24 protein-coding genes are annotated in these 25,440 nt (G+C 35.0%); 3 read left to right on the forward strand and 21 right to left on the reverse strand.

Translation table 11 applies throughout. The annotated features are described in order from the left end of the window. Positions 1–7: 7 nt before the first annotated feature. From ACJJVI_RS13010 to ACJJVI_RS13045, 8 genes are all read right to left on the reverse strand, one after another. Positions 8–994 (reverse strand): YihY/virulence factor BrkB family protein, encoded by a 987-nt coding sequence (locus ACJJVI_RS13010; protein WP_405352281.1) that lies wholly within the window; start codon positions 992–994, stop codon positions 8–10. 86 nt (positions 995–1,080) lie between these two features. Beyond that, positions 1,081–1,923 (reverse strand): biotin-dependent carboxyltransferase family protein, encoded by an 843-nt coding sequence (locus ACJJVI_RS13015; RefSeq protein ID WP_405352282.1) that lies wholly within the window; start codon positions 1,921–1,923, stop codon positions 1,081–1,083. After that, positions 1,916–2,623 (reverse strand): allophanate hydrolase subunit 1, encoded by a 708-nt coding sequence (locus ACJJVI_RS13020; RefSeq protein WP_405352283.1) that lies wholly within the window; start codon positions 2,621–2,623, stop codon positions 1,916–1,918. Before ACJJVI_RS13020 ends, ACJJVI_RS13015 begins: the two co-directional genes overlap by 8 nt. Next, positions 2,616–3,365, reverse strand: a complete 750-nt coding sequence (locus tag ACJJVI_RS13025; protein ID WP_405352284.1) for a LamB/YcsF family protein — start codon at positions 3,363–3,365, stop codon at positions 2,616–2,618. Before ACJJVI_RS13025 ends, ACJJVI_RS13020 begins: the two co-directional genes overlap by 8 nt. Further along, entirely contained in the window at positions 3,352–4,548 is a 1,197-nt protein-coding gene (locus ACJJVI_RS13030; RefSeq protein ID WP_405352285.1) for an Nramp family divalent metal transporter, read from the reverse strand. The genes ACJJVI_RS13025 and ACJJVI_RS13030 overlap by 14 nt, the downstream gene beginning before the upstream one ends. Beyond that, complete coding sequence (locus ACJJVI_RS13035) at positions 4,529–5,647, reverse strand: DUF2891 domain-containing protein (RefSeq protein ID WP_405352286.1); 1,119 nt, start codon at positions 5,645–5,647, stop codon at positions 4,529–4,531. The genes ACJJVI_RS13030 and ACJJVI_RS13035 overlap by 20 nt, the downstream gene beginning before the upstream one ends. A 94-nt stretch (positions 5,648–5,741) precedes the next feature. Further along, complete coding sequence (locus tag ACJJVI_RS13040) at positions 5,742–7,094, reverse strand: TrkH family potassium uptake protein (protein ID WP_405352287.1); 1,353 nt, start codon at positions 7,092–7,094, stop codon at positions 5,742–5,744. A gap of 101 nt (positions 7,095–7,195) precedes the next feature. Continuing rightward, complete coding sequence (locus tag ACJJVI_RS13045; protein ID WP_405352288.1) at positions 7,196–8,863, reverse strand: alpha-amylase family glycosyl hydrolase; 1,668 nt, start codon at positions 8,861–8,863, stop codon at positions 7,196–7,198. Between the two features lie 133 nt (positions 8,864–8,996). On the opposite strand from ACJJVI_RS13045, the gene ACJJVI_RS13050 reads away from it, so the two are divergent. Next, positions 8,997–9,866: a sterol desaturase family protein gene (locus tag ACJJVI_RS13050; RefSeq protein ID WP_036581053.1), complete on the forward strand. Its 870-nt coding sequence runs from the start codon at positions 8,997–8,999 to the stop codon at positions 9,864–9,866. Between the two features lie 32 nt (positions 9,867–9,898). On the opposite strand, the gene ACJJVI_RS13055 is transcribed toward ACJJVI_RS13050, so the two are convergent. From ACJJVI_RS13055 to ACJJVI_RS13065, 3 genes are all read right to left on the reverse strand, one after another. Continuing rightward, positions 9,899–11,176 (reverse strand): hypothetical protein, encoded by a 1,278-nt coding sequence (locus ACJJVI_RS13055; protein ID WP_405352289.1) that lies wholly within the window; start codon positions 11,174–11,176, stop codon positions 9,899–9,901. 10 nt (positions 11,177–11,186) lie between these two features. Then, positions 11,187–12,488, reverse strand: a complete 1,302-nt coding sequence (locus tag ACJJVI_RS13060; protein ID WP_405352290.1) for a hypothetical protein — start codon at positions 12,486–12,488, stop codon at positions 11,187–11,189. A 175-nt stretch (positions 12,489–12,663) separates the two neighbouring features. Then, the gene (locus ACJJVI_RS13065; RefSeq protein WP_405352291.1) at positions 12,664–13,206 is read right to left on the reverse strand and encodes a CopD family protein; all 543 of its coding nucleotides are present in this window, start codon (positions 13,204–13,206) and stop codon (positions 12,664–12,666) included. 192 nt (positions 13,207–13,398) lie between these two features. Between ACJJVI_RS13065 and hemN the strand changes: the two genes are divergently transcribed. Beyond that, entirely contained in the window at positions 13,399–14,763 is a 1,365-nt protein-coding gene (gene hemN, locus ACJJVI_RS13070) for an oxygen-independent coproporphyrinogen III oxidase (RefSeq protein ID WP_405352292.1), read from the forward strand. A gap of 203 nt (positions 14,764–14,966) precedes the next feature. Here the strand turns inward: hemN and ACJJVI_RS13075 are convergent, their stop codons facing one another. The 9 genes from ACJJVI_RS13075 to ACJJVI_RS13115 are packed head-to-tail and all read right to left on the reverse strand — an operon-like array spanning position 14,967 to position 23,781. Beyond that, positions 14,967–15,110, reverse strand: a complete 144-nt coding sequence (locus ACJJVI_RS13075; RefSeq protein WP_170062954.1) for a hypothetical protein — start codon at positions 15,108–15,110, stop codon at positions 14,967–14,969. 5 nt (positions 15,111–15,115) lie between these two features. Then, complete coding sequence (locus ACJJVI_RS13080) at positions 15,116–15,847, reverse strand: sulfite exporter TauE/SafE family protein (RefSeq protein ID WP_036581066.1); 732 nt, start codon at positions 15,845–15,847, stop codon at positions 15,116–15,118. Position 15,848: 1 nt separating this feature from the next. Continuing rightward, positions 15,849–16,292 carry a FixH family protein gene (locus tag ACJJVI_RS13085; RefSeq protein ID WP_317291134.1) on the reverse strand — a complete coding sequence of 148 codons (444 nt, stop codon included), beginning with the start codon at positions 16,290–16,292 and terminating at the stop codon, positions 15,849–15,851. Positions 16,293–16,351: 59 nt separating this feature from the next. Beyond that, a complete protein-coding gene (gene ccoG / locus ACJJVI_RS13090; RefSeq protein ID WP_036581069.1) occupies positions 16,352–17,773 on the reverse strand; it encodes a cytochrome c oxidase accessory protein CcoG in 1,422 nt (473 codons plus the stop codon). A gap of 17 nt (positions 17,774–17,790) precedes the next feature. Continuing rightward, on the reverse strand, positions 17,791–18,741 hold the full coding sequence (locus ACJJVI_RS13095) for a cbb3-type cytochrome c oxidase N-terminal domain-containing protein (RefSeq protein ID WP_405352293.1): 951 nt from the start codon (positions 18,739–18,741) through the stop codon (positions 17,791–17,793). Then, positions 18,734–18,925: a hypothetical protein gene (locus ACJJVI_RS13100; RefSeq protein ID WP_036581074.1), complete on the reverse strand. Its 192-nt coding sequence runs from the start codon at positions 18,923–18,925 to the stop codon at positions 18,734–18,736. Before ACJJVI_RS13100 ends, ACJJVI_RS13095 begins: the two co-directional genes overlap by 8 nt. A 3-nt stretch (positions 18,926–18,928) precedes the next feature. Beyond that, positions 18,929–21,133 (reverse strand): cytochrome-c oxidase, cbb3-type subunit I, encoded by a 2,205-nt coding sequence (ccoN, locus tag ACJJVI_RS13105; RefSeq protein ID WP_036581076.1) that lies wholly within the window; start codon positions 21,131–21,133, stop codon positions 18,929–18,931. 2 nt (positions 21,134–21,135) lie between these two features. Further along, complete coding sequence (gene ccoS / locus ACJJVI_RS13110) at positions 21,136–21,318, reverse strand: cbb3-type cytochrome oxidase assembly protein CcoS (protein ID WP_036581079.1); 183 nt, start codon at positions 21,316–21,318, stop codon at positions 21,136–21,138. Positions 21,319–21,378: 60 nt separating this feature from the next. Then, on the reverse strand, positions 21,379–23,781 hold the full coding sequence (locus tag ACJJVI_RS13115; protein WP_405352294.1) for a heavy metal translocating P-type ATPase: 2,403 nt from the start codon (positions 23,779–23,781) through the stop codon (positions 21,379–21,381). A gap of 138 nt (positions 23,782–23,919) precedes the next feature. Here ACJJVI_RS13115 and ACJJVI_RS13120 point away from each other — a divergent pair, with 138 nt between their 5' ends. Continuing rightward, entirely contained in the window at positions 23,920–24,612 is a 693-nt protein-coding gene (locus ACJJVI_RS13120) for a Crp/Fnr family transcriptional regulator (protein ID WP_405352295.1), read from the forward strand. On the opposite strand, the gene ACJJVI_RS13125 is transcribed toward ACJJVI_RS13120, so the two are convergent. Then, positions 24,609–25,412 (reverse strand): SDR family oxidoreductase, encoded by an 804-nt coding sequence (locus tag ACJJVI_RS13125; RefSeq protein WP_317291130.1) that lies wholly within the window; start codon positions 25,410–25,412, stop codon positions 24,609–24,611. The two genes, ACJJVI_RS13120 and ACJJVI_RS13125, sit on opposite strands and share 4 nt — an antisense overlap. Positions 25,413–25,440 lie beyond the last annotated feature (28 nt).

Raw genomic sequence — 25,440 nt, forward strand, 5'->3', positions numbered from 1 at the left:
AAGCGAACTAGCGATCCACAATAGGATTATCATCTGAATTTATCAATTCTTCAATTTCTTTCTCGGTAACATCTGCTCCTTTATCCGTGATGATAAGCTCTTCTCTATACTTTAAGGATTTTGAACTCGGTGAGATTCCATTACCATAACGAGAAGCATAAATTTTAATAAATTCAGCCCCATAGAAAAGAATCAGTGATGAATAAGACACCCATAAAAGTAATAATACAATAAGACCTGCTGCGCCATAAGCACTAGCTGGCGAGGATTGTGTAAAATATATTTCCATTAAGAACTTACCTGTTTCAAATAAAACTCCTGTTAGCAAGGCACCAGGCCATACCATTTTCCATTGTAGTCTTGCATCTGGTAAATATCTAAACATCAACCCAAATAGAAATGAAATAATCCCCAAAGAAACGATATAGTTGACCAGTAAGGCTAGTTGTCCTAAATAATCTGCAATATGAACTTGAATCCAGTCCTGTAAGACACCGATGACTGCAGATAGAATGAAACTAATTAAAATTAAAAACCCAAGAACGAGAATAAACCCAAAACTCTTTACGCGATCCGTAATGATTTTCCACCACGGTGTTTTAGGATTAATTTTGAGCTTCCATATTTTATTTAAAGAAAGTTGTAGCTGATAAAAGACACCTGTTGCAGCAAAAACTAATGTCGATATCCCTACAATTTTTGCAAACCAACTGTCTGAATCTCGCCTTGCCGCTTGTAAAATTCCATTGATACTTTCGGCACTATCATACCCTATTAATGATGTAAGGCTAGAGGTTAATCTACCTGTGGCAATTTCAGTATCCCATACCGCTCCCACGATGTTAATCATAATGACTAGCAATCCTGGTAGTGCTAATATTGTATAATAAGCAACACTAGCACTTAATTGCCACACATCATCATCGTTCCATTTTTTTGCACTTTCCCATAAAATGGACGGCAAATGAAGCCATTTAAATTTTTGCTGAGACATTGTTTCTTTTAAGCATGTTACTACGAATTAAAGAAGTAATCTTAAGTATTCCAATAGCATTAGATATAGTTTAACTTAAAAATCTATTAATTTTTAATTATAAAATCTAGGGCTTCTCCTACTCTTTTTTGACTAATGATATTCACAGCTTCTTCAGTAAGTTGTAGAACTCTAGGATAACCACCTGTAGTTTGTGCATCTCTCATTAAAACAATTAATCTACCGTCTGGTGTTAACTGAATCGTTCCTGGTAATACAGGACTACTTTTAATAGCTTCTAGATCATTAACCAGAATTTCATTTAATTGATAAGCCATACGATTCCATAGTTTTGAAATGGTAAAAGAGGTACCTAGTAATTGTTCTTGTTGTTTTCTAGAAAGTAAATAAAACTCTGGACCTACATATGCCTTTAAACTTGAATTCCATTTGGATTCCATGTCATTGAATAAATCTGTTGAGACAACACCACTGCTATCATATAAAAGGTGATCGCCTTTTTTGAGAAATGAGCTATCTAAAATACCTGTATAATATGAACGACTACCTAGAGATACTTCGGTCTGAAATCCATTTTTGATACCTAAATAAATAAAATTACCATCCATTGCAGCACCTATTTGAACTACATCTCCCGTTTTTACAGCTATAACACATGGACTTTCATATCCCAAGTGTTGAACTATTATCTTGCAATGAGCACCAGTGATTGCTATTTGGGTAGGTTCTGAAAAGATAATCTCTACACCTGATAAAGTCATTTCAATTACCGCATCACTCTCCTGATTATTTAATAATTGGTTTGCGAGACGCGAGCTATCTTGATCCATAGCACCACTATGTGGCACACCATATGCTCTATATTCTAGTCTACCTATATCTTGAATAGTAGAATTAAATCCTGGATTAAGAATTGTAAGTCTAGCCATTTTTAAATTGATTAATGTCTAGATGACTTGTATTCTGCTTTAAATCTTTAAAAGTTGATTTATCGACTTCATAAAATTCAACTTGATCATTGATAGATAGTAAAAAAGCTTGTTCTCGTTCTCTATTAAAAAGTGGTACAGGACAGTTCCCTAATATATACCAGCCACCAGGACTACTTTGTGGGTAGATTCCACAAATTCCTGCCGCAATAGCTACAGATCCTGTTTTAACCTGTAATGATGGTGTCACCTTACGAGGAATGGATAATGACTCGGGCAACCCATTGAGATAGGGAAATCCTGGCAAAAACCCCATAAAACTAACTGTATAAACTGCTTGTTGATGTAGACTAATTATTTCATCAACTTTTAAATCTGTATACTTTGATACTGCTCGTATATCTGCCGAAAGACAATCATAATAAACCGGTAATTTCCATTTATTAATAACACGCACTGGTGATGGAGTAATGCCTTTTAATAGCAATTTTACCTCATCGATTAAAGTACGAGTTACAGACTCTTCACGCCATAATATGAGAACAGAATTAAACCCTTGATTCAATACAACCCTATGCCCATATTGATCATTAATTAATCTCCTGATGTATGAACGATATTCCTGTACATTGGTATCTACATCGATAGTAACCAGTAGACTATTCTCATTATATTGATGATATAAAATGAAGCTATCCAATTTTAATTTGATTTAAATTCAATGCGGTAATGACCTCATTAAAATTGTGGACTATCGATAGGTTATCTCCATGAACACAATAGGTTTGGGCATTTAAGAATATTTCATGCTCATCTATGCAAATCACTTTATTTTCATGAACCATAATGGATAGTTGATTAACAAGCTTAGACACATCTTCAATAACAGCATTAGCATCATTACGAGAAACTAATTTTCCATCATTGTCATATCGCCTATCTGCAAATGCCTCTCGATCATAGGATAATCCATGATTCTTTAACTCTTGTTCTAATAGACTACCAGGTGGCACATATAATTTAACCTCAGGATATTTATCTTTAACTAATTGAACAGTCCAATTTACATAATCAGTAAGGTGTGCCGTGGCATGATATAAGGCACCATGCATTTTAATATGATTCATGGTTATTCCTAGCTCTAAAGCTACATCCTGGAATTGCTGGATTTGTTTAGATACGCTTTCGCGAAAGCGTGCTTCATCCCAATCTAATTGTGACCTACCAAAATTCTTCAAATCATCAAAAGATGGATGTGCTCCTGTTTTTACATTATATTTTTGAGCTAAAAGTAAGGTCTCTTTTATAGAATCGTAATTACCATAATGACCACCACATGCCACATTACAAGAGCTTATAAATGGCATGACCTGTCCTTCAACATTCATTCCTTCACCTAGGTCCATATTGATATCAATCGTGACCATATTAGATGATTTCAAATACTTTTAAAAAGGTTTTTGCACCTAACATAATGGCTATTGCGATAACGATAAGAGCCATAATATTTTGCCAACTGCGATTTTGATAAGCACCTAAAAACTTCTGATTCACCAGCCAAAGTAATAGAATAGCCATAATGGGTAATAACAATCCATTTGCTATTTGAGCAAAAGTGATGATATCTAGTGGCTTTAAACCTATACTAGAAAATAGCACTCCTAGTGCTAGTATAATCATCCATACCGCTCTAAAAGACCAACTTTTCATATTACCATGCCAGCCTAAACAACCTTTTACTACATATGCAGCAGCAAGAGGCGCAGTAATCGCACTGGTAATTCCGGCTGCTAGAATACCTATAGAAAATACGTAAGTTGACGCCAAACCGAAAATCGGTTCAAGAGCTTTGGCTACATCTGCTCCTGTAGAGACTTTTGTAGACTGTAAAGCTGTTGCAGCTACAATAATAGACATAGATACTAATCCTCCTAAAATGACACTTATAACGGTATCTTTTCTAACGGCACTTAAATCTGTAGTTTCATTCCACTTCTCACTTACCAATGATGCATGTAAGAAAAGATTATAAGGCACTACGGTAGTACCTATTAAACCGACAATGGTTAACAAATTACCTTCATTAATAGAAGGAGTAAATAAACCTTTTAAAATCAAATTAAAGTCTGGTCTTATCGCTATTGCGGTGACTATAAACGATATTCCCATGATAACGACTAGCGTGATTAACACACGTTCTAATACTTTATAATTTCCATAAATGAGTAAACAAAAAGCGATTAATCCTAGTAGTAACGGAAAATACCATTGTGTACCGAAAATGATATTTAATCCTAGCACACCACCAGAAATATTACCAGCTTCATAAGCCGCATTACCTACCGCAATGGCAGCTAGTACAAGAATAATTATAGCCATTCTAATGATTTTATTGCTAATTGTACTGTGCAATATTTCTGGTAATCCTTTACCAGTAATCAACCCTAATCGGGCGGCCATCTCTTGTAATACAATCGTCGCAAAAACAGAAAGCAACATCGCCCAGAGCAGACTATAACCATAGTTTGCACCAGCAAGAGTACATACGGTTACCGTTCCAGGACCTATAAAAGCCGCAGCTACTAAAGTACCAGGACCTATATTTTTAAAGATCTTCTGGAACATGCGATGCATTTTGTAAAGCATAAATAGCAAAACTACCCAACCAGTGTCCACCGGCATAATCGTCTGCCACGAGATTAGGTAACGTATTGGTCAAATGTGCATCTGCAGTTTCTTGTAATGCAGCATATTGCTGTGGATACTGACTGATTAAGCCATAAAGCACCCATGCACGACTTAAGTTCAATCCATCGATATGCACTAGTTTACCATCACTACGATCTGATACACGTCCTATTTCAATATCTAAATCTCCATGTTGAATATTAGGTATAAACGCAGCAACCCATTGATGAAAATCTGCAGCTGGTATAATGCGCCTCATGATATCAATTTCTTCTAGACATGGTGATAGGAAGTCATAACCACTAGGTTCCCAAGATAATGGGCAGTCTGTGTCATTCAGATAAAAATCTTTGGCTTTAGATTCTATTACATTTTTTAAATCTTGTTCACCAGCATGTGTGGCATAATCCCAGGCAAATACCATCCCAAATGCTGTGTTAGAATGCTCACCTACTCTTATGGCATAATTAAGTTTAGGTAAGTAGTCTGTATATCGCTCTATAACGACATCACTTAAAGGTTTTAGAATTTGAGCTAGTTCTTGTCCTTGAGGATCTTCCCATGTGTCCAGCTCTTGTTGTAATTTAAGCAACCATGCCCATCCGTAAGTGCGTTCAAATGTTTTATTATTCTCCGTATTTAAGTACGCTATTTCGACTACAACATTCTCTGCGGTAAGATTGCGTTCTATTTTTGCTAGTAATTCTTCTCTAGCTTCAAGTTTTGGAAACTGCTTAATTAAAGTCACAGCGCTCCAATAGCCGTGTACTGCACTGTGCCAGTCAAAACAACCATAAAATACCGGATGCTGGTCTGTTGGTCTTTTTTGATCTTCTGGTGCTGCGGTAACATGCCCCATTTTATTAGGATACTCTGTCTCAATACAATGTAAAGGTAATACCGCAAGATTATTGGCCTGATCTAGATGTAGTTGAGGCGTTGCAATTTCATCAACGATATCCACCTTTTGCTCTTCAACTTCATTTTTACATGCGATTAAACCCAATACTATAAGCGAATAAAAAAAATACTTCATCTTTAAATCTTAGTTAAGATTCTAAAGATAAAGCATCCTTAATGGATTATAATAATTACGCTTACGCGAAAGCGTAATTGCCAAACCTCAATTTCTAAACAGCAATATCATCTTCCATATGTCGAGGCTGCTCTTTCTGTAAAGACTTAGACCAAATAGCAAGCCCAAAAGTCAAGACTCCTAATCTACCGATAAACATAATCATGATCAGTAACATCTTACCGATACTAGATAAATCACCTGTTATTCCCATACTTAATCCTACGGTTCCTAATGCAGAGCTGACCTCAAACAAAGATTTTTCTAGACTGAAATCATCTGTAAACGTAAGTGCCAAAGTGAAAATAAAAATTAAACTAGTATAAAAGATAAAAGATGACGTCGCGATGTATAATCGTTCAAAAAGAATCTTACGGCCTAAAAAAGTTATTTCTTTTGAGCCTCTAAGTCTACTTTTCATGATAGCAAATACGGCGGATAGTGTTGTTATTTTTATTCCACCAGCAGTACCAGATGGCGAGGCACCTACATACATTAAAAATATGGTGACGAGTATGATAGGTATAGAATAGGATCCATAATCAACAGTATTAAATCCTACTGTGGTCATCGCAGACATGGTTTGAAAAAAAGCTGCATATAATCTGGCACTTCCATCCAGTACAGTGATTGTAGGCTCAAAGAAATACATGAATACAAATCCAAAACTTAACAAAAATGCAAAGCCTATAAATATGATTCGTGACGTAAAACTTAATTGATGAGTACGATCTTTAATCCATAGTACTAGATCCGTCACAACTATAAAGCCTAACGAGCCTGCGATTGCCAGAAAAGCAATAATAAAGTTTACAAAGCCATCATCTACATAGCCAGTAAATCCACTATTAAAAAGACTGAAACCTGCCGTACAGAATGCACTAACACTATGAAAAATAGAGTTCCAAATTGATTCACCTACAGGCATACCATTATTATAAAACGCTATAAAAAATAGAATAGCACCTATGGTTTCCATAATAACTGTAAAGAGAATAACGGACTTTAAAAAATCTTTAATTTTAATGGTCACAGGTAAGGTAAACTCACAATTCAATAACTTTTTATGCCAGTGAGTAATACGTCTGGTAGTGGATAATAACATAAAAGTTGTAAAGGTTAAATATCCTATCCCACCTAATTGAAATAATGTCATGATCACCAGTTGACCAGCAATATTATAGGAATCAAATATACTTACAGTTACTAGACCTGTAGTAGACACTGCACTAGTTGCGGTAAATAAGTTATCTATAAATGCTACATCCGTTTTTTGCAACCATGGAAGAGATAGTAAAATAAATCCCGCTATGACATAAGTAAAGAAACCATAAAAGAGATTCTGCTGCGGACTTAACTTTAATTTGAACTTAGTGTATTTATTTTTCCAAATTTTAAGCTTATTCATAACAGTACCATCTATTCTTCTGACAAAATTCTGAATCAATGATAAAACAATGCGTTAACAAAATGCCATAAATTCAATAATGTTTCAATTACTAAATGCTTTTAAAAAGATTCAAGCAGCATAACACCACGATTAACTTGAACGGTAACTTTTCCATCTATCACATCTAAAATTGTTCCCGTATAAGCATTACGTAATTGAGTAAGATGTTTAAAAACAAGAGTAACGTCTATGGTTATACTACCGTCTTTTAATCCTGCTCCAGCGATTATTTGATCTTTAAAACCGTTTTTATCATACCATCTAGCAAAAATGGTTCCCGGTCCATCATGTTCTAGGGAATGATGGCTGCCTGCGCCTACCGCAGGATGATTGTTACGGTACTTACCTAATTTTTGCCAGTGGCTCAATAAATCTTTATCGATAGTATCCCAGTCCATAACGGATCTTAATGTGGCATCGCCTTGAGTTCCTTCTATGATAAGAGGTCTTGCTATCTCATCACCATAATAGATTTGAGTCATTCCTGGTGAGAGTAATAGCTTAGTAGCGCTCTCAAATGTACGTTCTCTAGCTGCATCAAATGGTTGACCATCATCATGACTGCTGATATAATTCATAAAATAAGCAGGGTCTTTAGGGTTTTCTAGAAGTAAGCTATCTCTAAAGCCATCATATCTTTTAAATAGCTCTTTATATGGCGCTATGGCATGTCTCTTGAAACCAAAATTAATCATCGCGTCATAGCCATAATCAAAATAGTCTACTGGGTTATCATTGAAAAAATATTTTCTACCACCACTCGCCTCATAACCGTATAATTCTCCTAGAATGAAGAATGCATCGTCGTGGATTTTCTTTTCAGGATTGGCTTTCTTCCAATCTTCATAAGCTATAGTGGCTTGTTCATTAAAGACTTTCCAAACCTCTTCTTCTACATGCTTTACCGTATCAATTCTAAATCCATCGACACCAGTTTCACGAGCATAATCAGTAACCCATTTAATAATATAGTTAACCGGTGTGCGTGGTAATCCTGTGCGATTAAAGAAGTCATCTAGCTCTTTAAGTTCTGCTTCAAGGCGGCCTTCTTGTCTCCATTTTTGAACCAAATGTTCTGGTAATTCTACTTCTTCTTTACTATCCGTTCTTATATCTGGTAGATTATCAGTTAATGTACAACTTACAGCAGTTTCTTGATCCTGATAGGTACAAGAAGGACCTGTACGCACCCAACCTGCTGGCCATACAGGATCCATATCTGTCACAGGTCCAGTATGATTTATAACGACATCTAGTAAAATCCTTATATTTTTATCATGCGCCTTTTGAACTAATGATTCAAATTCTGCCTGTGTGCCATAACTAGGTTCTACCGCAGTCCAGTCTTTTGCCCAATAGCCGTGAAAGGCATAAGAATATCCAGTTCCTTCATCAACACCATCGTGAATTTGTTCCCAGATAGGTGTTAACCAAATGGCATTAACTCCTAAATCTGTAAAGTAATCATCGTCTATTTTTTCAATGATTCCAGCAAAATCTCCACCTTTAAATCCACGTAATTTACCTGTCTCTTTATTTCTGTTTATAATGGTATCGTTTGAAACATCACCGTTTTTAAAACGATCTGTCAGTAGAAAATAAACATTTGCTGCACTCCAGTCATAATGAGCCTGCTCTTTTTCTAGTGGTATGGTTTTACTTTCAACCTCAGTCTTACAGGAATAAATTACTAATATTAAAAATAGAAAGAGAATGGAGTTTTTCATGAATTTAATTTTACTTGCTCAAAAATAAAGGATAGACAGTACTTTATACTAGAATAGATTTCTAATATTGAGATAACGTTGTAGTAAGTGCAACAAGTAGTAATTTTATACATTATAAAACGACATTACATACATGCAAGATTATATCGATCTATTTATTAATTCCTTTTCTGATTATTGGAATTATCTCGTTAAAGAAATCACCACGCCATCATGGACCAACTATTTTTATTGGCTAGTGGGACTTTCATTACTAGTATTTACCTTAGAAATTATAAAGCCGTGGCGCAAGGATCAGAAGGTATTACGTCGTGATTTTTGGTTAGATCTATTTTATTTGTTTTTCAATTTCTTTTTATTCTCTTTAGTCGGTTATAACTCTATTTCAAATGTTGCCGTTGCAGCATTTAATGATGGTCTTAAAAGTATAGGAATTGAAAATCTAGTTGCCATCGAATTGGGTAGCCTTCCCGTATGGAGCCAGTTGCTTATCATGTTTATTATTGCAGATTTTATACAATGGAACATCCATCGTTTATTACATCGCGTGCCTAGGTTATGGGAGTTTCACAAAGTACACCATAGCATTAAAGAGATGGGATTTGCGGCACAATTTAGATTTCATTTTATGGAAACTATTATTTATAAAAGTCTTCAATACATACCATTAGCTATGTTAGGCTTTGGTATTGAACAATTCTTTATAGTCCATATGCTCAGTGTCTTTATCGGACATTTAAACCATGCAAATTTGAGTTGGGATTATGGTCCTTTAAAATACATTATCAATAATCCTAAAATGCATTTATGGCATCATGCACGAGATTTACCTGCTGACCATAAGTACGGTGTAAATTATGGATTATCCTTAAGTATTTGGGATTACCTTTTTGGCACTGCTCATGTTCCTTATCACGATGCTCATCTAGAATTAGGATTTCATGGCGATGAACACTATCCAGATAGTTTTGGCGAGCAGTTGGTTGAGCCTTTTAAGAAGTAAATTGGTTTTAATTACGCTTTCGCGGAAGCGTTCTAATAATGGACAATAACTTCAAAAAAGTCATTTGAAGAAGAACCAATACTATACCATGTGCTGCCACCACCACCATCAACAAAAAGCTCTACGTCAATAGCATAAGTACTTCCTGATGAGCTACCAGAAAGTGGCATATATCCTTTACCATTTAAATACATAAATCCTGAAGCTATAGCACCACCTGTACCGTCAGCAGTATACATTTTTGAGGTCTGACCTATAACACGACCGTTAACTTTCACTCTTATCCCATATTTTCTAGGACTACCATCACTAATTGCTCCACCTGAATAGTTTCTAACCGAAACGGATGTTTGATATACAACTTCTAATAACCCGTCTTCAAAAAGCTCTTCAGTCGTACTATGTAATACAACCGTCTGTGCTCCTAACGTCGTACTACGTACATTTACAGTTGAAGAAAGATATGCAGATTCAAATTCAAATTGTGGTAATTGAGTAACATGCGGCGTAGATTCCAGTGTTAATTCACCATCCTGATCTACATATAATAAGGATTTATCAACTCCATTATTATTCATATGGGAAGATGACAGATTATTGAATCTTACAGTACTAGATGCTCCTTGTACATGCATTGAAGCTTCAATAGGTGATGCAGACGCTATCCCTAAACTGTTTAAACTAGCATCCATTTGGAGCACTGGCGTTGTGTTCCCTTGAATAGATAAATCGATATTTTCTTGAGATGGGTTTATAACTACAGCATTACTCGCAGCTGCAGATATATAGTCTTTACCGTCAAGACCTATTCTTAAATCATTTCCCAAACTATATGCACCTATTCCCGTATTAATCATAGACCATGACGGATTAGATATCGTACCATTATTATGAGCAACTAACCGTTGGCCAGTTGTAAAGTGTAAGCGAGGTAAACCTGCTGTACCTATAATGAAGGAATTATTATCTGCCGTGCCTAAAAAATTAGAACTAGACAAGTTATCATCGCCATAAGTACTCCAAAAAAAGTTATTATTAACATGATTCCAAGAGCTACCATTCCAGTAAGTAAAACCTTTACCTAAAGTAGCATTAGTATTATAAAGTAAGAGAGATTCTGTTTGCGAACCTACAGGCAAATTAAAACTATCAAAATCATTAATCGAGATACGTGGTAATAACAAACCTTTATCAACAGAGTAAACGTCCATCAATGTTTCTGGCTGTGGTCCACTTGTACCAAATCCTATTTGAGCTGTAGCAGATAGAAAGCTCATTGAAAACAATAAGATTGTATATATATTTTTCAAGCTCATAATATTAATATCTTACTAGAACTTGAAAAATGTCATCTCCATTACCACCATAAGAACACCTAGTAGAGGCAGTGTTTCCATAAACCTCTGCAAATACTTTAATTTCATGCGTCGTTCCCGTAGTAGATCCAGGCAATTGAACATAACCATTACCATTAAGGTAAAATGGTCCATTCACTATAGTCGTTCCTGTCGTACTTCTACTGGTGTAAGCATCTCCTTTATAAGCTACTTTTCTTCCATCTATTTCTACAAATATTCTATAGATTCTAGGTCTTCCATCATAAATAAAAGCATTTGATGTATCCGTTATAGTTACACCTGCCTGATAAACCACTTCAATAAGTGCGTCTCTAGTTAAAGTAACCGTTGTAGCATAAAGCTCTGTAATTGTTCTACCACTTGATGTATTGTCTACAATCACAGGTGTAGATAAAAACGCTGTATTATCTTCTACTAATTGAGTAATGACGTTTGAACCTTGAATACTTAACTCACCATTTGCATCTACAAATACTGGTGTCGAAACAGATCCTTTATTATTAACATTATTAGTAGAATTAAGAGCATCTATTCTAATTGTACTAGTAGTACCACCGACATGAAGTGTTGCTTGTGGATTGCTGTTTGCAATTCCGACACGGTCTGTACCAGCATCTACAAAAAGCATATGAGATTCTCCTTGTGAAGCGATGCGAGTATCTACGTCTGAATTAGTAGGATTCAGAATTGTCTGAGGATTAGATCCACCATCAAATTCTACCATATTATTACCTGCCGCGCTCACGTTTAACTTATCTGTTCCCTCAGAATAGATACCTGTATCGCTGTCTGAATGAAAAGAAAAAGTAGGTGCTGCCGCAGATCCTGCGTTAGAAGCCAAAACTTGTCCATTACTAGTAACTCGCATCACCTCAGCACTATTAGTAGCGATAACTAAATCTTGTGCGTCTTTAGTCCCTAAATAATTCTCACCAGTTGATGTACCAGGTGTTGTTCCAGTATTACCGTCTTTTTCCCAGTATAAACCTTTACCTACAGGAACCCATTCGACACCAGACCAAAAATAAAAACCTTTACCAGTAGTGGTATTTGTATTATAAACCAGTAGACTTTCTGTAGCACCACCAGTAACAGGTGCTATAGTAGATAAATCTGACAGATCTAATCGTGGTATCAATATACCTTTATCAGTTCCTTCTATATCTAAAGCAGCGTCTGGAGCAGGTGTATCTGTATTGATTCCAACCTGACCGATAGATTGACTACAGAATAGAATTAACAAAACGAATAATACGTTTTTCATTTGGGAGTTATTTTTTTTAACGCCGCAAAGGTATCTCGTTAAGACAGGTTGAAATATTAACTTTTGATAAAAAAATCAGTTTTCGATGAAAAATACTTAAAAGCCGTTTAACAACATCTCTTTATTACTAGAATCAAAAAAATTCTATAACTAATTGAAATTCAGTGTTTAAAAATTAACTTTTTTCTCGATACCTTTTGTAGATCTTAAATAGAATCATTAAAATAGCCGCTAGCAAGAAAATACCGACTACTCCATAAATCCAATTAATAGCACTTTTAAGTATCACTAAAAATATTACTGCAAATAAGATAAGGGTCGCACCTTCATTATACAATCTCATTCCGTTTGATGTCCATTTTACTATTTTGTTCTCTAATTCTTTAAAGATAAAATGGGTTTTTATGTGATATATAAAAAGTAACAGCACAAATCCCAATTTAACCTGCATCCATTGAGCTTCAATTATCGATGGGTTGATATAAATCAAGCAAATTGCAAATAAAGTGGCTAGAACAGCACTAGGCCATGATATGATATACCATAATCTACGTGTCATTAATTGAAGTTGTTTTAACAAGATTGATTTTGCTGGTTCTTGTTCTTGATGAGCCTCAATTTGATAAACGAATAACCTAGGAATGTAAAAGAGACCTGCAAACCATGTTACAATAAAAATAAGATGTAAAGACTTGAAATATAGATAGTAATCTTCCAATGATTCTTTTTTATGAATTGTCGTAAAAATATTAAATCAATACCAGTATATCACTAAACATCAAAAATCTTTTGTAAGAACTTAAGAGCTGACAATTGTCATTTTTTTAAAATAGGTATACTGCTAGTTTTGAATCCTTAAACGATGCACACATAGGACTCATTTAAGAGGTGTGTATATTAAAAATCAGGTATGTCTTCACTCGTTCAAAAATACAATGTGGCTGGACCACGTTACACTAGTTATCCTACAGTACCTTACTGGGAAGAGAATTCTTTTACTAAATCAGATTGGGAAAGTTCTGTTATAAAAAGCATTAAAGAATCTAATCAAAAAGAAGGAATCAGCTTATACATTCATTTACCATTCTGTGAAGCGATGTGTACATTTTGTGGCTGTAATAAAAGAATAACCGTAAATCATAATGTAGAGCTACCTTACATATCAAATGTGCTTAAAGAGTGGTCATTATACTTGGCACTATTAGATGAAACTCCTATCATCAGTGAATTACATCTAGGTGGAGGAACTCCGACATTTTTCTCTCCAGAAAATTTACAAATTCTCATTGATGGAATTTTTAAAAATGCTCATAAAGCAAAAAATGTGGCTCTTAGTTTTGAAGGACACCCTAATAACACAACAAAAGAACACTTAAAGACTTTATTTGAATTAGGTTTTAATCGCGTAAGCTATGGAGTTCAGGATTATAACCTAGAGGTCCAAAAGGCTATTCACAGAGTGCAACCATTTGAGAATGTTCTAAACGCTACACTTAACGCAAGAGAAATAGGTTACACCTCTGTCGGACATGATTTAATTTACGGCCTTCCTTTTCAAAAAAAAGAACATGTTATACATACTATTAAACAAACGATAGCACTCAAACCAGATCGTATAGCCTTTTATAGTTATGCATTTGTGCCATGGATAAAAGGTAACGGGCAACGTGGTTTTAGTCAGGATAACTTACCTAGTCCAGATGAAAAAAGAGCTCAATATGAGATCGGAAAAAAAATGCTAGAAGACGCTGGATATATTGAGATAGGCATGGATCATTTTGCGCTGGCTAGTGATGAGTTGCACATAGCTATGGAGACAAAAAAGTTACATCGCAATTTTATGGGATATAGTTCTAGTAGTACACAAGCTATGATAGGTCTAGGAGTTTCTTCTATCAGTGATAGCTGGTATGGATTTTCTCAAAATGTAAAAAGTATTACAGAATATAAAAAGTTACTAGATCAAGATCAAATTCCAGTTTATAGAGGACATTTATTAAACAATGAAGATTTAATCATCAGAAAACACATCCTGAATTTAATGTGTCACTTTGAAACCCAATGGGAAAAGAATGGAAAATTATATTTTGAAGAGATTCCAGATATATTAATTAGTCTTAAAGAGATGGAAGAAGACGGATTGCTTATACTAGAATCCAATAGTATAAGCGTTACTGAAAAAGGTAGACCATTTGTACGCAATATTTGTATGGCTTTTGATCTTAGGTTAAAACGTAAAAAACCGAACACACAATTATTTTCTATGACGATTTAATATGGTAAATAAATTTAATCACCTCAAAAAATCTCCTTTAACTGGGAGATTTTTTTTGCTCTAATATTATTCGTTTCCACGTGTACATTTAGGATTGTAAAAAAAGAAAGAGGTACTCTAAACAGAATACCTCTTTCAACCAATTAACCAAAATAAATCATGACCAGCCTTACAGCTCGCCCTGAAACATTCTCACTACGGACTTATTCAGCCCTAGTACTTTCATCCTTTGTTTTATCTGTTTTCATCATATTCATAACTATCGCGACCAGTGCGACGCATACCAGTGCAAACACACCTATTAAAACTGCTCCCATGGTCCAATCTACTAGAGGTAACATATTCATAACTTTTATTTTTGATTTGTATTTAAAACTATAGGTGTGTGACAAGACTGCTGCGCAGACTGTTGATTCTTCATATTTTTAGGCGATAGATATGGGATACCTAGACCTAGACCTCTCACGATAAAAAGTAATCCAATTAGGATAACAAATACAGGAACTGCTTTTCTCATAAATGTCTTCACTTTTACAGATATCACGTTACCTAAATAAACGGCTGCGGTCATTAATGGCACCGTACCTAATCCAAAAAACATCATATAAGCAGCACCTTCCATTGCATTTCCAGATCCCACTGCTCCTATAACTGCCATATATACCAATCCACATGGTAATAAACCATTTAAAAAGCCCATAGTAAAAAAAGCATCATAAGTTTTCTTTTTCAGCTCCTTACCCATCGCACTTTTTAATTTACCTACCAGTCTATATAACGGTTTAGTAACTGTAAAATTCATACCTATGAAATAGGTAGTTATTACCATTACTATCATCGCTATTCCCACTGCAATGCTCAATTGCTGTTGCCACCCAAAAAGGTCAAAACTTTTACCTAGCAAGCCTAATAAAAAACCTATCAAGCCATAAGCAAATAATCTTCCAGCGTGATAAACACTAACTTGAAATGCTTTTTGAGTTGGGTTTTTATGATTTACCGGTAACAAAAAGGCTATAGGACCACACATTCCCATACAATGGAAACTGCCCAATAAACCTAATATGAAACCAGACCACAACATATTAATAGATTATAGATTCTTTATATTTAAACGGTTTACCATCTAAGGTACCCGTTATAAGAATGTCCCATCGACCGTCGATTAAGCGATTGTCAGGTATGAGCAAATAATTACCAGATAAGACAATAGGCAAGTCAAAATCTAGTTGCTTATCTGACGGTCTATATAGGGACACTGTTCCTTTAAATTCAGTTTCTTTAATGCTTTCTGGAAACTCAATAGCCCATCCAGTGGTAGTTTTCATACCATTTATTTCACCCAGATTCTTTGCGTTTTGTTCTGCATCAATTTCTTGTTGAAATAGTAATTCCTTTTTATAATATTCAGTTGTGACCATATCGTGGTCAAAACCTTTATCTGCAAGCATCGTTACAACCATCACCATTATAAAACCTATAAAAAGTGTTATCGCAATCGCTATACCGGTTCCCCAATTTAATTTCATGATGGTAATGTTTATCGTTATTACGCTTTCGCGAAAGCGTTTACTAATTCAATAATTTTCTATTTATAACTTCTAGGCCCTAAAAATGATGTAGTCGTTGTTTCTATCAAGTCATCACCACTATAGATCCCTATCTCCACACGTTCTTTATCACCTTTAATAGCACCTGTTTTTAGTTCTATAAATAAAGTCCCTTCTGCAAGACCTTCTTTTGCTATACTAAAACCTTGATTTTTAACTAGATTAATATCTCCTTTATGGGATAATAATTTAAAATGAATATCATCGATAGAAACGATCGTCTTATTCACCAATTTATAGGTGTACACGTTACTAATCACGTCTTCTCCTTTATGCTCATATAATGAACCAGGCAATCTTAAAACTCGTGCTTCTACATCATTACGCAGTAGCATCATACCAGAAAATATACCTAATAAAATAGCTAGAACTGCGACATAACCTTTAAGTCTAGGTGTCCATTCAAATTTATTACCTTTAGTAATATTATCTTCACTTGCATAGCGTATCAGACCTTTAGGAAGGTCTACCTTTTCCATAATCTGATCACAGGCGTCAATACATGCCGTACAGTTAACACACTCTAGTTGTGTACCATTTCTAATATCTATTCCTGTAGGACATACCTGAACGCACTGCCCACAATCTATACAGTCACCTTTTCCTGTTGCTGCACGATCTTCATTCTTTTTAAATAAGGCACGACCTTCCTCTTTTTCACCTCTTTTATGATCGTATGCAACAATAATAGATTTATCATCTAATAATACACCTTGCAATCTACCATAGGGACAGGCGATTATACAAACTTGTTCTCTAAACCATGCAAACACAAAGTAAAATACTGCAGTAAAAATGATTAATGATAACAATGTACTTAAGTGAGCCAATGGCCCATCTTTAATATATTTAAACAGCTGGTCGCTACCTATCAAATAGGCAAGAAATACGTTTGCGATGATAAAAGAGATGACTGCAAATATGAACCATTTAGTTCCTTTTTTACGTATTTTTTCGGCATCCCATTTTTGTTTATCTAATCTGATTTGTTTTCCTCGATCACCTTCTATCCAATACTCAATTCTACGGAAGACCATTTCCATAAAAATGGTTTGTGGACACATCCAGCCACAAAAAATTCTACCAAAGGCAACTGTAAAAAAGATGACAAACACCACGCCGATAATCATCATTATAACAAATAGATGAAAGTCTTGTGGCCAGAAAGGAAATCCGAAAATATTAAATCTTCTTTCCAGTACATTCATCATAATGAACTGGTTGCCATTTATTTTAATAAACGGAGCGGCCAGTAAAAATGCTAGTAATCCATAACTTACCCATTTACGGTAGTCATAAAATTTACCTGTTGGTTTTTTAGGGTACAACCAGTTACGCTTACCATCTTCATTAATGGTACCGATGCTATCTCTAAAAACCTCATTCTCTGGTGTTTCCATTTTATCGTTCTTTAAACTTAATCGTTAAACGTTACTGCTGTAGAATCTACTTGAGTTTCTGGTGCAACTGGTGCTACGTCTTTAGGTGCATCTGGATCTTCCCAAATTTCACCTTCTGCTTCTTTAGGTTCTGCAGGAGTTGTACCTTGAAAAGACATCACATAACTTGCAACTTGTGCCATCTCGCTAGGAGATAAATCTGCTTTCCAGGACACCATACCTTTACCGTCTCGTCCACCTTCACTAATTGTATTAAATACATTTTTAATTCCACCGCCTAAGATCCAGTGTCTATCTGTAAGGTTAGGTCCTATACCACCACCACCATCGGCTTTGTGACATGCTATACAATTGTCTTGAAAGATGCTTTTACCTGCTTTAAGGTCAGATGCATCAGTAAGTAGAGTCACGGTATTAACATCTATAAGGTTTTTTGCCGTTTTCTTGTATTCTTCTATTTCTTTTTCTGCGACAGCTACTTCCTGCAAGTATTCTTCAGCTTGATCTGGTGCTATATCAAAAACATGATATTTAGTAAGATAAACGACACCAAAAAGAATGGTCGCATAGAATAAATAAACCCACCATGGTGGTAAGTTATTATCTAACTCACGTATACCATCATAATTATGATCTAGCTCTATCTCACCTTCATCTTCAATAGGTTTACTTCCTAGCATTTTTGCATAAGTCTTTTTAATACCTGCAAATTCTTGCTCTTTGCGTGCTATTGTAGCTGCATCATATCTTTCTTTTGCTTCATCACTTAATGTATTGTATAGTACTCTTTCTAGAGTTTTCACACTAGTTTCTAATAGATATGCACATAAAAATAACACACCTAGGATAAGCCATATTAAAGGGTATTCTTGTACTGCCCAAGTACCTTCTTTACCAGCTACTAGTTCAAATAGAACTAAAGCTAGAATCATAAAAATGATTATTCTAAAAAGTGCTGATTTATTCATCTTCTTGGGTTTTAATTGGTTCGTTTAGTGGCATCTCACTTAAGGTATTGATGTGATCTTTTTTTGCTGTAAACACATAAACAAATAATAATGTGAAAAAAGTAAAAAAGATAAGTAGTGATATAATCGGATAGATGGACACGCCTTCTATCGCTTCAAGATTTCCTTTTATAAATTTGAGCATGGCTTAGTCGTTTTGATTAACACTTAAATCTTCGGCATTTTTAACCTTGATATCGGTTCCTAATCGTTGCAAGTACGCGATAATAGAAACCACTTCTCTATCTCTCATTTCAATAAACTCTTCTCCATTTTCCTCTGCATATTTTTTGTCTGCATTATATATTTTTGCAAAGTCAGGATCGTTCATTAAACTCATTTCTATTTTCAGTGCTTGAGAAGCCATCGTTTCTGGAGCATTTTCAATATCTGCTGGTGAATAAGGAACACCTAGACTTACCATTACCTCCATCTTATCCTGCGTCTGGCTGCGATCATGTTCATTTTCAATTAACCATTTATATGATGGCATTATAGAACCTGAACTGGTTGTTTGAGGATCATAAAAGTGATTTAAGTGCCAGTTATCATTATACTTACCACCTACTCTCATTAAATCTGGTCCTGTTCTTTTTGAACCAAATAAGAATGGATGATCGTATACATATTCTCCAGCCTTAGAGTATTCTCCATATCGTTCTACCTCACTACGGAAAGGTCTAATCATTTGCGAGTGACATCCTACACAACCTTCTCTGATATAGATATCTCTACCTTCTAATTCTAATGGAGTATATGGTTTCACACTAGAAATTACTGGTATATAATCATCTACCATTAATGAAGGAACTATTTGAACCAATCCACCGATCAAAATAGCGATTGTTGAATACAAGGTCATTTTTAAAGGCTTTCTTTCTAACCAGGTATGCCATCCTTCACTAGCTGTTCTTTTCTTAGAAACACGAGTTAATGGTGCTGCCTCAACTAGTTCATCTGTAACTGTACTACCTTGTCTTACCGTCATAATCACATTGTACACTAATACTAGCATACCAGCGATATATAACGTACCACCTATAGCACGCATCCAGTACATAGGCATGATTTCATTAACGGTTTCTAAGAAGTTACCATAAGCAAGTGTACCATCTGGATTAAATTGTTTCCACATAAATGCTTGAACAAATCCTGCTACATACATAGGTAATGCATAAAGAATAATACCTAAAGTACCTATCCAGAAATGGAAGTTAGCAAGTTTAGTAGATGCTAATTTTGTTTTGAAAAGTATAGGAACTAAATAATATATGATACCAAATGTCATAAACCCATTCCATGCTAGTGCACCAACATGAACGTGAGCAATAATCCAGTCAGAGAAGTGAGCTATCGCATTTACGTTTTTAAGTGACAACATAGGCCCTTCAAAGGTTGCCATACCATAACCTGTGATAGCTACTACCATAAATTTCAACACAGGACTAGTACGTACTTTATCCCATGCACCACGCAGTGTCAGTAATCCATTAATCATTCCACCCCATGATGGTGCAATTAACATTACAGAAAAGGCTACTCCTAGGTTTTGTGCCCAGTCTGGTAAGGCACTATATAATAAGTGGTGAGGACCAGCCCAGATATAAATAAATATTAAAGACCAAAAGTGAATAATAGATAATCTATATGAATAAACTGGTCTGTTTGCAGCTTTAGGCACAAAGTAATACATCAAACCTAAGAATGGTGTTGTTAAGAAAAACGCTACTGCATTGTGACCATACCACCATTGAACAAGAGCATCTTGCACACCAGCATATGCAGAATAACTCTTAAACATATTAACTGGTAAGGCCATACTATTAAAAATATGCAATACTGCAACCGTTACAAAAGTTGCTATATAAAACCAGATTGCTACATAAAGGTGACGCTGTCTTCTCTTTATAAGTGTACCGATAAGGTTCACACCAAACGCTACCCAAATCAAGGCAATTGCTATATCTATAGGCCATTCAAGCTCTGCATACTCTTTTGAAGAGGTCATACCTAATGGTAAGGTAATCGCCGCAGCAACGATAATTAATTGCCATCCCCAAAAATTAACTTTAGATAAAAAGTCACTCCACATACGTGCTTTAAGTAAGCGCTGAGTAGAGTAATATACACCGGCAAAAATAGCGTTACCTACAAAGGCAAATATCACCGCGTTAGTATGAAGAGGTCTCAACCTACCGAAACTAAGCCATGAAATGCCATCTGTAAGGTTAGGAAAAAGAAACATAAACGCCAGTAATAAACCGACTGTCATCCCTACTACACCCCAAAGTATGGTAGCATACAGGAAATTCTTAACGATTTTATTATCGTAATGGAATTGTTCTAATTGCATAATTATTTTGAATTAATTTGGTTGTTTTCTTCTTTAGTTTTAACGACTTCGTCATCAAATAGCATGCGCACACTAGGCGTGTACGTATCATCATATTGTCCATCCTTTACAGAAACTATAAATAGAACAAAAAATAGTAGCGCTACCACAACGCTCACTGCTAATAACATATATATGATACTCATACCTCTTTGAATTATCGTTACAAAAATATTTCTATAGCCTTCCTTAAAACATGACAATTATCAGTTTTGAGAAGTTTTATTAGAAAATTTTCTACCCATATAATTAGTCATAATAGTTGTAAATGCCACAACACTCAATGAACTCACTGGCATTAAAATCGCCGCCATTACTGGTGTTAAGTTTCCACTTAAAGCAATTGATATTCCGATTATATTATAGAATAATGATAGGATGAAGCACCAATTAATAATGTTTACTGCTTTTCGCGAAAGCGTAATCACCTCATCCATTCTGCCTAAAATACTCGCGTCCATAATACCATCACAGGCTGGTGTAAATACGTTCACATTTTCGGCGATAGAAACACCTACATCTGACTGTGCGAGTGCACCAGCATCATTTAAACCATCTCCTACCATCATTACTCGAGCGCCTTGTGATTGAAGTTCTTTGATATAATTAAGTTTCTCTTCTGGTTGTTGATTGAATTTAAGAACTACACCAGATGGCAGCAGATCTTTAAGATGTTCTTTTTCTCCGGCATTATCACCAGATACAACATGTAATTTATAATCCTTAGACAAACGTTCAAATAGTTCATCTACACCTGTTCTATACTTATTCTTAAAAGTGTATTTCCCTTTATAATGCTGATTATAATTAACATGAACTGCGGTCTCTATATGTTCTTCTTGTGTGGCTTGTGATGATGTAAATGACGGAGACCCTACTTTAATGACTTCTTTATCTATTCTAGAAATAAGACCTTTACCGGCTACCTCTTTAAAATCATCTAAAGCTGGTAAAATATCATTTTTTTTGAGTTCATTATACAAAGCTCTACTTAATGGGTGATTAGAACCGCGTAATGTACTAGCAAGATTCTTTTCTTCTTTTTCGTTTAGTGGTTCTCCTTTATACTCTATTTGTGAGGCAGAACTAGTTGTAATCGTTCCTGTTTTATCAAATACAATCGTATCTATTTGAGACATACGCTCGATAATTACAGATTCTTTAAGATATAAGCCCATATTGCCATAAATGCGCAACATATTACCCATTGTAAATGGAGTAGATAAAGCTATTGCACAAGGACAGGCAACAATTAAAACTGCAGTAAATACATTAATAGCAGTTAATGGATTAATAAATAACCATATTAAAGCACCTATTACAGCTACGCTGATAATGGTAACTGTGAATTTTTTTGAGATACGATCAACCAGTGTTTGAAAACTAGAGTGTCGTTTCTTTTTGAAAACATCATTACTCCACAGACTGGTCAAATAACTTTGCTCTACATTTTTTATAGCCTCCACCTCGATAAGTCCTGATTGCTGTCTACCACCAGCATATAGTACCTCTCCTAAATATTTAGTGATATGATCAGATTCACCCGTTACAAAACTGTAATCCATCGATGCTTTATCACTTAATAAAACAGCATCTACTGGTAAAATCTCACCTGATCGTATTAACAATCTATCTCCTTTTTCGATTTTATAAATAGGTACTTGATCTTCTTCTACTTGACCATGTTTTTTAAGCAATCTAGTTACGGCTATTGGAAAATAAGATTTGAAATCTCTATCAAAAGAGAGGTATGCATAGGTACGTTGTTGGAAAAATCGACCTAGTAATAGAAAGAATACTAAACCCGTAAGACTATCTAAAAACCCAGTTCCTAAGTCAAACACAATTTCAATCGTGCTGCGGACAAATAACACGATAATCCCTAAGGCTATAGGGATATCAATATTTAATACACCTGATGTAACTCCTTTATAAGCAGATTTAAGATAATCGATACCTGCATAGAATACGACTGGTAATGAAAACGCAAACATCATCCAACGAAAAAGCCCTTTAAACTGATCTAACCAAAATTCTTGTACCTCAAAATACTCTGGAAACGATAAAAACATAACATTCCCAAAAGCAAATCCCGCTACACCTAATTTATAGATTAAAGAACGATCAACTTTTTTATCTTTTTCTTCATAATCATCAAGCGATATATAAGGCTCATAACCTATTGAGGCTAATAATATTGCCAGTGCTTTAAGATCTAACTCATTTGAATTAAAGGTAACTCTTACTGTTTTTTTAGGAAAATCTACTTGAGAAGACTTAACTCCATGATGAATACGTTGTAAATTTTCTAATACCCAAATACAAGAACTACAATGTATCGATGGTATGGATAGTTGTACCACTTGCACCTCTTGCTCATTGAACTCTAGTAATTTTTGAACTATTTCTTCATTTTCAAGAAAGTTAAATTTATCCTTTGAAAAAGAAGGAGATGTACCTGGATTATTCTCGATATCATAATAATTGCCTAGATCATTATCACTTAGTATTTCATAAACCAGTTTGCAACCATTACAACAAAACTTCTTATCATCATGTATGATAGTTTGTTCTGTGCATGGATCTCCACAATGGAAACAATTATCCATAATTTATTTATTTGCTCATTATACCTATTGCAAATGTCATTTTAAAAACAGATTTAAAACATGATAATTATCACATTAGGAAATAGACTTCACTCATCAACATTCTTTAATTTTGTAACTGCCTAATCTGATAATACCATGAGTACAAAATGCGAAAACTGCGTCATTAGACAATACAATGCATTAAGAGTATTGAATACAGAAGACCTTGCTGAAATTAATGCAACTAAAAAGCTACAATCTGTATCAAAAGGAGATATGATCTTTAAAGAAGGGCAACGTTTAAGTGGTATTTACTGCGTGCGCAATGGAGCTACAAAATTATCTAAAATAACAGCCTCAGGTCGCGACCAAATTGTAAAAATCGCTTCTAAAGGTGAGATTTTAGGGCAACGATCTATAGTCTGTGATGAAAATGCAAATTTAAGCGCTACGGCACTTAACGATATGGAAGTGTGTTTTATACCTAAGTCTGCTATTAAAAATAGAATCGCTCACAATCCTCTTTTTGTAAAAGAGTTATTGGTAAATATGGCTACAGAATTAAGAATTGCTGATGACATGATTGTCAACTTATCTGAGAAGACCGTGAAACAGCGTCTAGCGCAAGCGTTATTATATCTAAAAAAACAATTTGGTGAAGATCCTTTATCGGGTGATTTAACCTTAGTTCTTTCTAGAGAAGATCTCGCCGCAGCTATAGGCACCGCAACAGAATCATGCATTAGGCTATTATCTGACTTTAAAAAGAAAGGTTACATTACAACACAAGGAAAAAACATCAAAATTTTACAACTTGATGCTCTAGAAGAGTTGACTAAAGACTTTTAAAGCTTGTAATGTTTCTTGAGCATTTTTTCATAACGCTTTTCAGGCAAGATTTTTTTGAGGACAATCGAAAATTTCTGTAAAAAACTACCAACCTTATAGTGTATTCCAGGATTTTTTTCTTGTAGGACATCATAAATCTTATAGGCGACTTCCATAGGGTCACTACCATCATCGACATGCTCATCAATAAGCTTTAAAGTTTGAGAATATCCAGTAGCATAATCACTACCTTCTACAACCGGAGCATGAAAACGACCTGCTGCAATATTAGTAGCAAAATCTCCCGGCGCTACATTGCTAAAATGTATATTTAAATGAGCACACTCCATACGATACGCCTCGGTAACGATTTCTAAAGCTCCTTTACTAGCGCTATAAATACCTCGATAAGGTAATCCCATATACCCAGCAATGCTGGTTATATTAATAACTCTACCAGATTGTTGTTTTCTCATGTATGGTAACACGGCTTGCAGCACTCGTAATGGACCATAGAAATTTGTATCCATCGCGCCATGTATTTCTTCAATAGGCGTTTCTTCAACCGGACCAGTAATTCCTACTCCAGCGTTATTAATAAGAACATCAATTTTACCTTCTTTATTGATAATTTCCGCAACAGCTTTTTCGATAGATATTGGGTCTTTGACATCCATGGCAACAAGGTCAATAGGACTGTCTGGATAGCTACCAGGATTTCTACTCGTTCCATAAACGGTATAACCTTTACTTTTAAGATAAATAGAAATAGACTTTCCTATACCGCTAGAACCGCCGGTTACAAGAACAACTTTATTCATAACAACCTATTATTGAGATGATTAGATT

This window comes from Nonlabens sp. Asnod3-H03 (assembly GCF_045063665.1).
In the GTDB taxonomy this organism is placed as follows: domain Bacteria; phylum Bacteroidota; class Bacteroidia; order Flavobacteriales; family Flavobacteriaceae; genus Nonlabens; species Nonlabens ulvanivorans.

What these genes read in the sequence shown, in the direction of transcription:
- ACJJVI_RS13010 (WP_405352281.1), bottom strand. Translation starts at nt 994, where the DNA reads ATGTCTCAGCAAAAATTTAAATGGCTTCATTTGCCGTCCATTTTATGG.
- ACJJVI_RS13015 (WP_405352282.1), bottom strand. Translation starts at nt 1,923, where the DNA reads ATGGCTAGACTTACAATTCTTAATCCAGGATTTAATTCTACTATTCAA.
- ACJJVI_RS13030 (WP_405352285.1), bottom strand. Translation starts at nt 4,548, where the DNA reads ATGTTCCAGAAGATCTTTAAAAATATAGGTCCTGGTACTTTAGTAGCT.
- ACJJVI_RS13035 (WP_405352286.1), bottom strand. Translation starts at nt 5,647, where the DNA reads ATGAAGTATTTTTTTTATTCGCTTATAGTATTGGGTTTAATCGCATGT.
- ACJJVI_RS13040 (WP_405352287.1), bottom strand. Translation starts at nt 7,094, where the DNA reads ATGAATAAGCTTAAAATTTGGAAAAATAAATACACTAAGTTCAAATTA.
- ACJJVI_RS13045 (WP_405352288.1), bottom strand. Translation starts at nt 8,863, where the DNA reads ATGAAAAACTCCATTCTCTTTCTATTTTTAATATTAGTAATTTATTCC.
- ACJJVI_RS13050 (WP_036581053.1), top strand. Translation starts at nt 8,997, where the DNA reads ATGCAAGATTATATCGATCTATTTATTAATTCCTTTTCTGATTATTGG.
- ACJJVI_RS13060 (WP_405352290.1), bottom strand. Translation starts at nt 12,488, where the DNA reads ATGAAAAACGTATTATTCGTTTTGTTAATTCTATTCTGTAGTCAATCT.
- hemN (WP_405352292.1), top strand. Translation starts at nt 13,399, where the DNA reads ATGTCTTCACTCGTTCAAAAATACAATGTGGCTGGACCACGTTACACT.
- ACJJVI_RS13075 (WP_170062954.1), bottom strand. Translation starts at nt 15,110, where the DNA reads ATGAATATGTTACCTCTAGTAGATTGGACCATGGGAGCAGTTTTAATA.
- ACJJVI_RS13080 (WP_036581066.1), bottom strand. Translation starts at nt 15,847, where the DNA reads ATGTTGTGGTCTGGTTTCATATTAGGTTTATTGGGCAGTTTCCATTGT.
- ACJJVI_RS13085 (WP_317291134.1), bottom strand. Translation starts at nt 16,292, where the DNA reads ATGAAATTAAATTGGGGAACCGGTATAGCGATTGCGATAACACTTTTT.
- ccoG (WP_036581069.1), bottom strand. Translation starts at nt 17,773, where the DNA reads ATGGAAACACCAGAGAATGAGGTTTTTAGAGATAGCATCGGTACCATT.
- ACJJVI_RS13095 (WP_405352293.1), bottom strand. Translation starts at nt 18,741, where the DNA reads ATGAATAAATCAGCACTTTTTAGAATAATCATTTTTATGATTCTAGCT.
- ACJJVI_RS13100 (WP_036581074.1), bottom strand. Translation starts at nt 18,925, where the DNA reads ATGCTCAAATTTATAAAAGGAAATCTTGAAGCGATAGAAGGCGTGTCC.
- ccoN (WP_036581076.1), bottom strand. Translation starts at nt 21,133, where the DNA reads ATGCAATTAGAACAATTCCATTACGATAATAAAATCGTTAAGAATTTC.
- ccoS (WP_036581079.1), bottom strand. Translation starts at nt 21,318, where the DNA reads ATGAGTATCATATATATGTTATTAGCAGTGAGCGTTGTGGTAGCGCTA.
- ACJJVI_RS13115 (WP_405352294.1), bottom strand. Translation starts at nt 23,781, where the DNA reads ATGGATAATTGTTTCCATTGTGGAGATCCATGCACAGAACAAACTATC.
- ACJJVI_RS13120 (WP_405352295.1), top strand. Translation starts at nt 23,920, where the DNA reads ATGAGTACAAAATGCGAAAACTGCGTCATTAGACAATACAATGCATTA.
- ACJJVI_RS13125 (WP_317291130.1), bottom strand. Translation starts at nt 25,412, where the DNA reads ATGAATAAAGTTGTTCTTGTAACCGGCGGTTCTAGCGGTATAGGAAAG.